This is a genomic window from Cystobacter fuscus, assembly GCF_002305875.1.
Taxonomy (GTDB): Bacteria; Myxococcota; Myxococcia; order Myxococcales; family Myxococcaceae; genus Cystobacter; species Cystobacter fuscus_A.
The window spans coordinates 4,303,945-4,316,565 of record NZ_CP022098.1; the positions used below are offsets into that span (position 1 = coordinate 4,303,945).

A 12,621-nucleotide genomic window follows, 5' to 3' on the forward strand; every position below is an offset into this window, starting at 1 on the left:
CCATTCGTCCTCTCGTAGGTCCGTGGGTTACGATCCGACACCGAGGCGATTGCACGGGTGGGTTCTGCCCGGGAGGCGCCGCCCGCCCGGGCTCAACCCGTGGCGGGCTCCAGGTGTGCCAGGAACTCCAAGGCGCCGACGCCGGGCATGAAGAAGTAGCCCCCGCCCTTCATGGTCACGAAGCGCTGGATGCCCGTCACGCATCGCCGCAGCGGCGTCATGGGGATCGTCATCATGCCGCTCTCCTGGTTCGACGAGACGGGATCCCGCTCATCGTACAGCCGCCCGAACTTCTCGTTGTGCAACCAGCTCTGCTGGATGAACTCGAACTGCCGGCCGAGCTGGGCGTTGAGCGCGATGAAGATCAGCCCCTGCTCCGGGGAGGCGCTCTCCGCCTGGGGCTCACCGTGATAGGGAATGCCGCGGCGGAGGATCCGGTGCCGCCGGCTCACCTGCCTGGACAGCTCCGGATCGGGCGCGAGGGAGTCGCGCGGATTGGCGCGCCGGACGTGAGACGTCACCGGGCAGCCCAGGCCCGCGGCATCGTCCTGGCTGTAGTTGAACGCATTGGAGTGCCCGTGGGGTCCCGGCTCGGGGGCCTCGTGTTGACCCGGCTTCAAGGGGGCGCCATTGGACCAGCGTCCCATGAGCTTGGCCTTCAACCATTCCTTCTTCTGCGTGTCGTCCTGGAGGCGATCGTCGGCGAGTTCCTTGCTCTTCTTCTCCACGAACGCGTTGAAGCCGTCGACGTCCTGCTGGAGCTTGCGCAGCACGAGATAGGAGCCGTTGCGGCCCAGGTCCTTGCGCCCCGCCTGCTCCGCCGTGTTGAGCCGGCCGAGGGCATCCCTGCTCGCGCGGACGGTCGGCGGGAGCGGCTTCTCTTGATATTCATTGTCATGACCCAGGATGAACTCACCCGTGGCGATGGGGCTGTCGTAGTCCTCGGGATGACGCCCGGGCTTGCTGAAGCCCTGGACCACCGGCTGGGAGATCCCATCCTGGAAGCCAAAGGGCTCCCGGAAGGTGACCCGCCCGTCCTTGTCCCTCGGGTGGGTGGCGCGCTGACAGTAGAGTTCCTGGACACCCGCCTTCGCGAGCAGCGTCCGCTGGTGGGCCAGCCGGGTGCTCAGCTCGTCCTCGTTCTGGGCATAGAGCATCAACAACACATGGATGTCCTCGTCGCGCGGTCCCTCGGGACACGTGCCGCCGAACTCCCAATGTTCGGGGGCGCTCGACCCGGTATCTCCGAGCACGTGGGCCCGTGCGGCCATGCCCTTGCGGAACTCGTAGGGGAACGTCTGGAGCGCGTCCTCGTCCAGGCCCAGGGCCTTCAGGCCGTGCCAGGTGAACGCCACGTTCAGACACGCGGTCCACCGCTCGAGTCGCTCACTGGGGATCTCCGCCGCCGTCGTGAGTTCCCCTTTCAGCATCTCCCGGAGCCACGCCCGGCACGGACCGGCGTCCTGGATCCTCAACAGCAGGAAGGCGGCGGCCGCCATGCGCTTGTAGCCATGGACGATGAGCCCCTGGACGTCGTCCAGCTTCACGGGCGGCGGGGGTGGAGTCGCCTTCGGAGCGGCGGCTCCTGAGAGGAGTCTGCGCGCGTAGGACACCCAGCTTCCGGGTCGTGACATGGGGAACTCTCCTGTGAAGGGTTGGGATTGGACGGCGATGGGTGGAGCGCAGTCGCTCCTGGACGATGGAGATGGCCTGACGAAGGCTCAGGAGCTTCTCCTGATAGGGAAACCGGCCCTGTTCCAGATAGGTCTTCAGGGTCTGGCGCATGGGCGCGTTCCCTGGATGGCTCGAGTCCTTCGTGGCGAGGACCTGGCGCAGCGAGAGGGCCTCGTGGAGGTCGGTGACGGCCACGGTGGTGGGGGGGGCCTCGCCATGGAGCAGGGCGCTGTAGTGGACGAGGGTGGGGCATTGCACGCCGCGGATCCACTCCTTGAAGGGCTCCACGAAGGGCTGGCCCGAGGGAAAGCCTTTCGAGCCACTCCAGATGAGCTTGAGGAAGGTGCTCACATCCTGGTGGTCCACGAACGCGTCGATATAGGCTTCCCAGCTCTCGTCATAGGTGACGATGAACAGCAATTGCCGCTTCGCGCCGCGCTGGAAGATGGCCCACCGCGCGAAGTGGATGACCCGCATGTCGTTCATGCCCACCAGGTTGCGTTTCAGCCGCCAGTTGATGAGCCCCATGAAGAAGCGTTGCCGGAGCTGGTCGAGCGCGTTGGAGGGGACGTCGGTGACGAGGATCATCGAGTTCTGGATGGGCCCCTGCCGCGCCTCGATCTCCTCGCGCAACGCGTCGGGGATGGTGACGTGCTCGACCGTCTGGCGCGGACGCGTGAACCGGTTCTTGAGCCGGACGAGCAGGCGCAAGGGCTTGTCGACGAGGAGGTAGGTGAGGGTGGCGAGGGCCGCTTCGAGGAGCGCGGCGCTCTGGTTGCGTTCCCACTCCGGAGTGGTCACGCGCGCGAGGTGGGGGCCGAGGTGTTCGCGCAAGTCGTCGTACAAGGAGGTGGGCTCGAGCCGCTCCAGGAAGGGACGCCGGTGCGGGTTGTTCAAATAGGCCTCGGCCCGCGCGCGCATCTCCTGCAACTCCCGGATCGCCGGGACGGAGGCGACGCGGTAGGCGAAGTCGACGTGCCGGGTGCTGTAGGGCACCGCGTGCTCCAGCAGGTACTCCTTGACCTGCGCGGGCCGGGCCAGCCCCGCCTCCGGGTAGCCCTCGCAGTGGGAGTAGAGCTCATCGAAGGTCGTGTCTCCCGACAGGGAGGACTGGGCGGCGAGTGCGTCCACGAGCAACTCGAGGGTGGTGCGGAGCTGTTCGCGCCCATGGAGCGAGGTGGACAGGCGCAGGTCGGCACCGAAGAGCAGGTAGCAATCCTCGCGAGGCCCCGCCGCCAGGCCGTCCCAGGGCGCGCCGCCGAGGATGCCCCAGTGCGCGAAATAGAGCACCTGGATGCCTCGGAGCGGGTGGGACTGACGCGCCTGGATGGTCCGATCCAGCCTCCGCAGCGTGGAGGTCAAACCCTCCACGGCTTCAGGACGGATCTTCGTGATGATGCTCAATGTGCCGTGGAACATGCGCTGTCACCCAGTCCGAAGAGGAGCGTGGTACGTGTTGAACAGGAATTGCGAGGCGCCTTGCCTGGTGGGCGCTGCCGCCGGGCGTCGGAGTGGGCGAGCACCCGGCGCACCAGGCCCTCGAACTCTTCCAGGGGAGAACTCTTGGGCACGAACCGGGCGCCCGGGGCATGGGGGTCTCCCGAGGAGCTGTGGATGATGATGGGAATGTCGTGCAGGCGCTCGTCCGCGTGGAGTTCATGGCACAACTCCAGCCCGTCCATGCGGGGCATCATCCAATCCGTCACCACCAGCTCCGGTGGGGACTGTCGGGCGAGGGACAGGGCCTCACGTCCGTCGTGCGCCTCGATCACCCGGTAATCCATCTGCTCCAGCACCTCCCGGAAGAGGTCGAGCAGGTCTTGTTCATCGTCAACCAGGAGAATCGTGCGCATGGTGCCCTCCGCTTGGTTTCGAGATGTCTCTCCCTACACGGAAGGAGTTTGACTACCCTCTCTGTGATCCCGGCCGGACCTGCATGAAGATGTCCGTGAAGATGGGAATGAGCGGGCTGGGGAGCGGGCCTGGGGAGGCGGGCGTTGTCAGGGGTTGCCTGTCCGCCACCTGTTCCTCCGCGCGAGCCATCCCCGGCCAGGATGGATGTCTCCTTCCTCGGGGGAGGGCTCGCCAGGGCGGGCGGCCATTCCTTGCTCACGTTCGCGCTGGTTCTTAATCCTGATGATGAGGCGCTGCGCCAGGTGGTCCGGCGGGAACACCGGAGGGCGAAGGGATGCGTCAGGACGACAGGGATTCGAATGAACAGCCTTGGGAACGGGAGTCCAGCTTGTCTGGTGCTCCACACGAGGGGGAAGAGGACGAGGAGCTCGACGACGATTTCCTGCGGCAGGTGGCCCAGGGGGCGGTGCCCTTGCGGGTTCCGCGCCGGGGAGAGCATCTGGGAGGGCCGGACGGCCACCGGTTCGAGATCCTCGAACAGATAGGGGGAGGCGCGATGGGCCTGGTCTTCCGGGCCCGGGACGAGGAGTTGCAGCGGGTGGTGGCCCTCAAGTTCCTGCTCTCGCGCGAGGGCGTCCCCGAGGCCCCCATGAGCGCCCTGCTGCGCCAGGAGGCCAAGGCCGTCGCCCAGCTCGATCACGAGAACATCGTGCGCCTGTTCGACGTGGCCGATTGGAGCGGCGCGCCGTGGGAGCCCAAGGTCCCCTTCCTGGTGCTGGAATGTCTGGAGGGCGAGAGCCTCGCGGCGCTGCTGTTGCGCGAGCGGCCCTCGCTGCCTCGCTGCCTGGAGATCCTGAGCGCCGTGGCCGCGGGGCTGGCCCACGCCCATGAGCACCACATCGTCCACCGCGACCTCAAGCCCGACAACGTCTTCCTGTGCCGCAAGGGGCAGGTGAAGCTGCTGGACTTCGGGCTGGCCCACATCACGGCCGCCTCCTTTCCGGCCACCCTGCACCTGCCCGCCGCGGGAACACCCGCCTACATGGCGCCCGAGCAGTGGCGGGGGCAACAGCAGGATGCCCGCACGGATCTCTGGGCCGCGGGTGCCCTGCTCTTCGAGCTGCTCACCGGCGAGCCGCCCCGCCCGGAAGAGAACCTGGCGGAGCTGCGGGCCTGGGTGCTGTCGGACGCGCCGGTGCCCTCGGTGCGCGAGCGTCGTCCGGAGCTGCCCGAGGAGGTGGCGCGGCTGGTGGCCGCCCTGCTGGAGAAGGCCCCCGAGCGGCGGCTGTCCAGCGCCACCGAGTTGAAGGCACGACTCGATCGAATCGCGGAGGGCCTGGCGCCCTGGCGCGAGGGGGCTCCCGGCCTGGGGCCCCAGCGCCGGCAGGTGACGCTGCTGGAGTGCTGGCTGGCCGACCTCTCCAGCCTCGCCGAGCACCTGGACGCCGAGGACGTCGGGGAGCTGGAAGGGGCCTTTCATCAAGCCTGCTCGGAGCTGGTGGTGCGGCATGGGGGCTCCATCACCCTGTGCGTGGGCGACTCGGTGCTCGCCTGCTTCGGCTACCCCCAGGCCCGGGAGGACGACGCGGAGCGGGCGGCTCGCGCGGGGCTGCACCTGGTGACGCACCTGGGGGCCACCCTCCAGCAGAAGTGGCCCTACCTGCCGCGCCGCGAGCTCGCCGTGAAGGTGGGGCTGCACACCGACACCGTGGTGCTCGACAACCTGCCCCAGCCCCTCCAGGGCCGCGCCGCCGCGCTGCAGGGCGAGGCGCCCCAGTTCGCCACCTGGCTGTCGCGCCAGGCCGCGCCCGACACCGTGTGCCTGAGCCACACCACCTGGCGGCTCGTGCGGGGCGCCTTCCGCACCGAGCCGCTCGGGGCCCGCTCCTTCCAGGGGCTCGCCGGCGAGGTGACGAGCGAGTTGTACCGGCTGGTACGGGAGAAGCGCATCCGGGGCCGCTTCGAGCAGGCCCACGAGGCGGGGGGACTCACGCCCCTGGTGGGCCGGGAGGAGGAGCTGAAGCGTCTGTCCAGGCATTGGGAGCGGGCTCGGCGGGGCGAGGGCGCGTTCGTGCTCGTCCAGGGTGAGGCGGGTATTGGCAAGTCCCGCCTCCTGCGGGGGCTGCGGGAGCGGATTCCCCCGGAGGAGGGCACGCTCCTGCAGGTGCAGTGTCTGCCCCAGTTCAGCGGCAGTGCCCTACGCCCCATCATCGATCTGCTGCTGCACATGCTGAAGCTCGACCCGGAGGGTCATCCCCACTCCAACCTGCGCAAGTTCCAGGGGCGCATGGGGGCGGTGGGGCTGCCGGCGGAGCATGTGCGCTCGTTGGCCGTGCTGCTCTCGCTGCCCATCGTCGAGGAGTCGCCCCACCTGCGTCTCACCCCGCAGCGCCAGAAGGAGAAGACGTTCGAGGCGCTGGTGACGCTGTTGCTGCGCCTGGCCGAGGACCGCCCCGTCCTGGCCCTCGTGGAGGACCTGCACTGGGCCGATCCCTCGACGTTGGAGCTGTTGGGGGTGCTGCTGGAGCAGGTGGACCAGGCGCGGCTGTGCGTCTTCCTCACGGCGCGTCCGGACTTCCAGCCCTCCTGGCCCGCGCGCTCCAGGCTGCACCCGCTGGTGCTGGAGCGGTTGTCGCCGAGGCTCACCGCGGACCTGGTGCGGCAGGCCGCCAGCGGGACGGTGCTGGCGGAGGAGACGGTGGAGCAGCTCGTGGCGAAGACGGACGGGGTGCCCCTGTTCGTCGAGGAGATGACGCGCATGGTGGTGGAGCGGGCGCGGGCGGGGGAATCGGCCGTCGAGCCCTCGGCCATTCCCGTCACCCTGGGTGGGTTGCTGTTGGAGCGCCTGGACCGGTTGCCTCGGAGTCAGAAGGCGCTGGCGCAGTTGTGCGCGGTGGTGGGCCGCGACTTCAGCCACTCGCTGCTCATCGCGCTCTCCGGGCGGAGCGAGGCGCAACTGCGGCAGGACGTCGCCGGGCTGCTGCAGGCGGGCCTGTGGCAGCAGGTGGAGGACGCGAGCGAGCCGCGCTACCAGTTCCGCCACGCGCTCTTCCAGGACGCGGCCTACCACTCGCTGTTGCGCCACACGCGGCGCGACTACCACCGGCGCATCGCCCAGACCCTGGCGGTGCAGGCGCCCGAGCTGGCGGAGACGCAGCCCGAGCTGCTCGCGCACCACTACTCGGAGGCGCGCGAGACGGCGGCGGCGGTGCGTTTCTGGGCGAAGGCGGGAGAGCGGGCCAGTCTGCGCTCGGCCAACGTGGAGGCCATCCACCACCTGCGCGAGGCGCTCCGGCTGTTGCGCTCGCTTCCGGAGACCCCGGAGCGCGCCGAGCAGGAGTTGCGGCTGCTGGTGGCGTTGGGCATGCCCTTGCAGCAGGTGCGCAGCCTGCGCTCCGCCGAGGTGGAGCAGACCTACGCCCGGGTGATGGAGCTGTTCCACCAGGTGGGCGACGCGTTGCCCGGACTGGGGGTGTCCACCTGGGGCGCCTATGTCTATTTGTTCGCGCGGTCGAAGTTCCACGTGGCCCAGGAACTGGCGGAGCTGGTGGTGAGGCAGGGCGAGCGCCATCGCCACCGGGAGCTGCTCGCCCTGGGGCACCGGATGATGGCCACCAATCACTTCACCTGGGGCCACATGACCACCGCCCTGGAGCACGTCGAGCTGGCGCTGGAGTACTCGGACTTCGATCTCGAGGCGCACCGGGCGCTCGCCGTGGAGCAATGGATCAATCCCCGGGTGGTCGCCCTGGCCTATGGCTCCGTCGTGCAGTCCGTCGTCGGGCATGGGGAGCAGGCGCGCGGGTACGGGCGGGAGGCCGTGGCCCTGGCCGAGAAGATCGGCCATCCCAACACCCTGGCGTTCGCGTTGACGTACGCGGCCCTGGGCTGCCAGCTGCGCGAGGAGCCTGGGTGCGCCCGGGAGTGGGTGGAGCGGTGCATCGCGATCTCGTCCGAGCATCGCTTCCGCCTGTGGCTGGGCTGGTCCGTGTTCCTCAAGAGCTGGGTGCTGGCCGAGGGGGGCCGCGTCCGGGAGGCGCTGGAGCTCATGCAGGCCAACTTCGCGCGGTGGCGCAGCGCGGGGATGCGCACCGGCATGCCCTTGTTCCTGGGCATGTTCGCGAGCTTCCACCTGAAGTTGGGGGAGTACTCACGGGGGCTGGCGGTGGTGACCCATGCCCTGGCCTGGGCGGACACCCTCCAGGAGCGCTCGTATGAAGTGGAGCTGCACCGCCTCGAGGGTGAGCTGTTGCGAGGGCTCGGCCGCGAGGCGGAGGCCTCGGCGTCCTTCCTGCGCGCGTTGGAGTTGGCCCACGAGCAGGGCAGCGCGGGCCATGGTCGGCGGGCGGAAGAAAGCATGAGGCGCCAGTTCCATGAGCGGGGCTGGGAATGGTCGCGCCCGCTCGATGGGGAAGGCGACGGGGTGGCTTCGCGTCACAAGGGCGTGCTGCGGACTCCAGGGTAGTGGAACGGCTCGAGAGAACGCGGGGACCGAAGATGGCGATGGATCGTGAGCAGTTGGAACAGGACATCCGGGAGTTGTGCCGGAGCGCGGATACCGGACGGGCGGTGGAGCGCGCGCTGCAAGGCTATGGAATGGAGATCATGAGGCTCATTGCCTCCGTCATGCACAACCCGGAGCAGGCCAATGATGCCTTCAGCCTCTTCTGTGAGAACCTCCTCAAGGGGCTGCCAGGGTTTCGCTGGGAGAGTTCCTTCCGGACGTGGGCCTACCGGCTGGCGCGCAACGCGTGCTACCAGTTGTTGCACGCGCCCGCCGCGCGCGAGACACCCGTCACCGCCTCGCTGATTCCCGAGCAGCCCGAGCCGGGCCGCTCCGACACGCAGCCCTGGCAGAGGACCTCGGTCAAGGAGCGCTTCCGCGCCCTGCGTGACAGCCTGCAACCCGAGGAGCGAATGATCCTGATGTTCCGGGTGGATCAACGGCTGTCGTGGACGGAGGTGGCGCGGGTCATGTGGGACGAGGACGAGCCGCCCACGAGCGCGGCGCTCAACCGCAAGGCGACCTCCCTGCGCCAGCAGTTCCAGCGCATCAAGGCGCACCTGCGCACCATGGCCATCGGCCAGGGGCTCATCGAGCAGGACAACCTGGGAGGCTGATGCTCAGCGCCTGCCCCGGCGGGGCACCTGGCAGCACGGGCGGAAGAGCAGCCCGCGTGGGGTGGAAGAGGTGCTTGCCATGGGCTTCCACGCCCACGAGCGCCCGTCCGGACAGCCGCCTTGCATCCTGGGTGAAGCGCCCCTGGGGAGAGTCGGCGGTGAACTGGCGTCCCACCAGCCAGCGGTGGTGGACGCGCGCGAGGCGATGGATGATGTTTCCTTCGGGCATTCCGGAGAGGTAACGCCCGGGGGATGACCTGTCACGTCATCCCGCCCGCCCGGGGGCTGGCCGCGCGGGAAGTCATGGACGTGACGGACGCTCAGTCCTTTCCCTGCTTTGGAGGGCGGCGGTGCTATCGTGGCCCGTCATGACGCAGCAGATCCGTGCGCTGGTGGTGGACGACTCGCAGGCGATGAGGCGCAGCCTCATGTACGCCCTGCAGCGGCTGGGCACCTGGCTACACACCGAAGAGGCCCAGGATGGGGCCGAGGGCCTGAAGAAGCTCACCCTGGGCCGCTACGATCTGGTCCTCACCGACATCAACATGCCGCTGATGGACGGGCTCAAGCTCATCCACCACCTGCGCCAGACGGAGGCCTACCGCACGGTGCCCATCGTGGTCATCACCACCGAGTCGGCCATGGAGGACCGGGCGCGGGCCATGGCGCTCGGGGCGAGCGCCTACCTGGTCAAGCCGGTGCAGTCCAAGGTGGTCCAGGACACGGTGCGGGGCCTGTTGCGGCTCGAGTAGGGGCGGAGTCGGCTCCCTCCTCGGGGGTCAGCGGGACGGGGCGGGTGGCGTCTGTTGTTGCTTGGGGACGGACGCCCCACTAAGACCCTTCACCGTCATGGCCATGAACGAGCGTTACGAGCCGCAGGCAATCGAGAAGAAGTGGCAGGAGCGTTGGCAGGAGGCGGGAGTGTTCCGCGCGGGCGCGCGCCCCGGAGCCCCGAAGAAGTACATCCTCGAGATGCTTCCGTACCCCAGCGGGAAGATGCACATGGGGCACGTGCGCAACTACCTCATCGGTGACGTCTACGCGCGCTTCTTCCAGATGCGGGGCTACGACGTGCTGCACCCCATGGGCTGGGACGCCTTCGGTCTGCCCGCGGAGAACGCGGCCATCAAGGACGGCGTGCACCCGGCGGTGCGCACCCGCGAGAACATCGACTCCTTCAAGAAGGAGATCCGCTCGCTCGGCTACAGCTACGACTGGACGCGCGAGGTGAACACCAGCGAGCCCGAGTACTACCGCTGGAACCAGTGGTTCTTCATCCAGATGCTGAACAAGGGGCTCGTCTACCGCCGCTTCAGCAAGGTGAACTGGTGCACGGGCTGCCTCACCGTCATCGCCAACGAGCAGGTGAAGGACGGCGTGTGCGAGCGCTGCGAGTCGAAGGTGCTGGACAAGGAGCTGCCCGAGTGGGCGTTCCGCATCACCCGCTACTCGCAGGAACTGCTCGACGGCCTGGACGAGCTCAAGGAGTGGCCCGAGCGCATCACCTCCATGCAGCGCAACTGGATTGGCCGCTCCGAGGGTGTGGAGGCGGACTTCGCCATCCAGGGCAGTGAGGAGCGTCTGCGCGTCTTCACCACGCGCGTGGACACCATCCACGGCTGCACCTACGTGGTGCTGGCGCCGGACCACAAGCTGGTGGCGCGCATCACCTCGCCCGGGCAACGCGCCGAGGTGGAGGCCTTCGCCCGGAAGATGGCGGCCATCTCCAAGACGGAGCGCACGGAGGAGGGTGCCACGAAGGAGGGCGTCTTCACGGGCGCCCATGCCATCAATCCCTTCACCGGCCAGCCGGTGCCCATCTGGGTCGCCAACTTCGTGCTGGCCGACTACGGCACGGGCGCGGTGATGAGCGTGCCGGCGCACGACGCGCGCGACTTCGACTTCGCGCGCAAGTACTCGCTGCCCGTCCGCGTGGTCATCCAGCCCGCGCAGGGCGACAAGCTGCCCGAGGGAGGCTCCCTCGAGGCGGCGTACACCGAGGACGGCGTGCTGGTGGACTCGGGCGAGTTCTCGGGCCTGAGCTCGGACGAAGCGCGTCGGAAGATGGGCGCGAAGCTCCAGGCCGAGGGCCGGGGCGAGCCCAAGGTGACGTACCGCCAGAAGGACTGGGGCTTCAGCCGCCAGCGCTACTGGGGCACGCCCATCCCCATCGTCTACTGCGAGAAGTGCGATCCCGAGCGCAAGGGTCAGCCGGTGCCGCTCGAGCAGCTCCCGGTACGCCTGCCGGAGATCGACACCGAGGCGGTGCTCACGGGCAAGGGCGAGCCGCCCCTGGCCAAGGTGCCCGCGTTCGTCAACACCACGTGCCCCACGTGCGGGGGCCCGGCCCGGCGCGAGACGGAGACGATGGACACCTTCGTCGACTCCTGCTGGTACTTCGCGCGCTACCTCTCGCCGCGCTTCGACGGGGCGCCCTTCGATCCGAAGGAGGCCCAGCGCTGGCTGCCGGTGGACGTGTACGTGGGTGGCCCCGAGCACGCGGTGATGCACCTGCTCTACTTCCGCTTCTGGACGCGGGTGATGAAGCTGCTCGGCCTGTCCCCGGTGGACGAGCCCGTCAAGCGGCTGGTGACCCAGGGCATCGTCAACGGGCCGGACGGGCGCAAGATGTCCAAGCGCTGGGGCAACGTGGTGGCGCCCGCGTCCATCGTCGAGAAGTACGGCGCGGACACGGCGCGTGCCTACGTGATGTTCGCCGGGCCGCCCGAGCGCGACTTCGACTGGTCCGATGATCAGGTGGAGGGCGCCTACCGCTTCCTCAAGCGGGTATGGGTGCTCGCCACGCAGCACCAGGGCGTGGCCGGGGCGACGGCTACGTATGAAGGCACCTACGAGGGCAAGGCGCTGGAGATCCGCCGCGCGGCGCACAAGTGCCTCAAGCGGGTGGGGGAGGCCATCGAGCGGCTGTCCTTCAACACCGCCATCGCCGGCACCATGGAGTACCTGAACGCGCTGTACGCGCTGGGCACGGCGGAGACGCCCGCGGAGAAGGCCGCCATGGCCGAGGCCATTCGGGTGCTGACGGTGGTGCTCACGCCCTTCGCGCCGCACCTGGCCGATGAGATCGCCGAGGCCTACGGGGCCAGGGACTTCGTCGTCACCCAGGGCTGGCCCGATTTCGATCCGGCGCTGGTGGTGGACGACGTGATTCCCTACGCGGTGCAGGTCAACGGCAAGCTGCGCGCGGAGGTGCGGGTGGCGGCGGACGCGGCCGAGGCGGACGTACGGGCCGCGGCCGAGGCGGACGAGCGGGTGAAGGCCGCCCTGGCGGGCAAGACGCTGCGCAAGTTCGTCTTCGTGCCCAAGCGCCTCGTCAACTTCGTCGTCGGCTGAGCCGGTGGGGCGCGGGGAGGGGTGTCCTCCTCGCGCTTGACCGGGGGGATCACCCCGCTACTGTGGGCGCCATGTCCCGGCTCTACGCGGTGGGTGGGTTGCTCTGGTTGTCGGTGCTCGGGTGTGGCTACCGCTTCACCCCCCGGTCCGCGGGGCTGCCCGGCGGTGTGGGTTCCGTCTGCGCGCCCATCTTCCGCAACGACACCGCCGAGCCGGGCCTGGAGACGCTCTTCACGCGCATGTTCCGCCAGGAACTGGTGCGCGTGGGGGTCTTGGGCGGCTCCGGCTCCTGCCAGGCGTCCGTCGAGGGCGTGGTGGCGTGGGTGAACAGCGCTCCGACGATCGTCACCGAGCCCGTCTACGAGGGCAACGTCGCGGTGACGGGGTCGCAGCTCGCCAGCTACCGGGCCTCGGTTGGAGTGACGTTGAGGCTGGTGCGGGACGGCCAGGTCCTGGCGGAGACGACCGTTTCGGGCAACGAGGACTTCCTGCCGGGCGCGGAAGGGGCGTCCGGCGACGTGCTGCAAGCCGAGGCCAACCGTCAAGCCGCGCTGTACCGTCTCGCCGAGACGTTGATGCGCGAGGGCTATGATCGGTTGGCCAACAACTGGTGACGCG

Annotated in this window: 9 protein-coding genes; 5 read left to right on the forward strand and 4 right to left on the reverse strand. The window is 69.0% G+C overall.

Going from position 1 to position 12,621, the window contains the following annotated elements:
• Positions 1-92 precede the first annotated feature (92 nt).
• Genes CYFUS_RS17720 through CYFUS_RS17730 form a run of 3 tightly spaced genes read right to left on the reverse strand, consistent with a single transcriptional unit; the run spans position 93 to position 3,527 of the window.
• Positions 93-1,499, reverse strand: a complete 1,407-nt coding sequence (locus tag CYFUS_RS17720) for a Dyp-type peroxidase (protein WP_332468386.1) — start codon at positions 1,497-1,499, stop codon at positions 93-95.
• Complete coding sequence (locus tag CYFUS_RS17725; protein ID WP_095986301.1) at positions 1,387-3,093, reverse strand: hypothetical protein; 1,707 nt, start codon at positions 3,091-3,093, stop codon at positions 1,387-1,389. The genes CYFUS_RS17720 and CYFUS_RS17725 overlap by 113 nt, the downstream gene beginning before the upstream one ends.
• Positions 3,075-3,527, reverse strand: coding sequence for a response regulator (locus tag CYFUS_RS17730; protein ID WP_095986302.1), 453 nt, complete (start codon positions 3,525-3,527; stop codon positions 3,075-3,077). Before CYFUS_RS17730 ends, CYFUS_RS17725 begins: the two co-directional genes overlap by 19 nt.
• A 389-nt stretch (positions 3,528-3,916) precedes the next feature.
• Between CYFUS_RS17730 and CYFUS_RS17735 the strand changes: the two genes are divergently transcribed.
• Together CYFUS_RS17735 and CYFUS_RS17740 are read left to right on the forward strand one after the other, a co-directional pair.
• On the forward strand, positions 3,917-7,993 hold the full coding sequence (locus CYFUS_RS17735) for a protein kinase domain-containing protein (RefSeq protein ID WP_095992078.1): 4,077 nt from the start codon (positions 3,917-3,919) through the stop codon (positions 7,991-7,993).
• A gap of 32 nt (positions 7,994-8,025) precedes the next feature.
• Positions 8,026-8,649, forward strand: coding sequence for an RNA polymerase sigma factor (locus tag CYFUS_RS17740; protein ID WP_095986303.1), 624 nt, complete (start codon positions 8,026-8,028; stop codon positions 8,647-8,649).
• On the opposite strand, the gene CYFUS_RS17745 is transcribed toward CYFUS_RS17740, so the two are convergent.
• Positions 8,621-8,878, reverse strand: coding sequence for a hypothetical protein (locus tag CYFUS_RS17745; protein ID WP_232537631.1), 258 nt, complete (start codon positions 8,876-8,878; stop codon positions 8,621-8,623). The genes CYFUS_RS17740 and CYFUS_RS17745 overlap by 29 nt on opposite strands.
• A 139-nt stretch (positions 8,879-9,017) precedes the next feature.
• Here CYFUS_RS17745 and CYFUS_RS17750 point away from each other — a divergent pair, with 139 nt between their 5' ends.
• From CYFUS_RS17750 to lptE, 3 genes are all read left to right on the forward strand, one after another.
• A complete protein-coding gene (locus CYFUS_RS17750; RefSeq protein WP_095986304.1) occupies positions 9,018-9,401 on the forward strand; it encodes a response regulator in 384 nt (127 codons plus the stop codon).
• A gap of 97 nt (positions 9,402-9,498) precedes the next feature.
• Positions 9,499-12,003 carry a leucine--tRNA ligase gene (gene leuS / locus CYFUS_RS17755; protein ID WP_095986305.1) on the forward strand — a complete coding sequence of 835 codons (2,505 nt, stop codon included), beginning with the start codon at positions 9,499-9,501 and terminating at the stop codon, positions 12,001-12,003.
• 71 nt (positions 12,004-12,074) lie between these two features.
• Entirely contained in the window at positions 12,075-12,617 is a 543-nt protein-coding gene (lptE, locus tag CYFUS_RS17760; protein WP_095986306.1) for an LPS assembly lipoprotein LptE, read from the forward strand.
• The last annotated feature ends 4 nt before the right edge of the window (positions 12,618-12,621 follow it).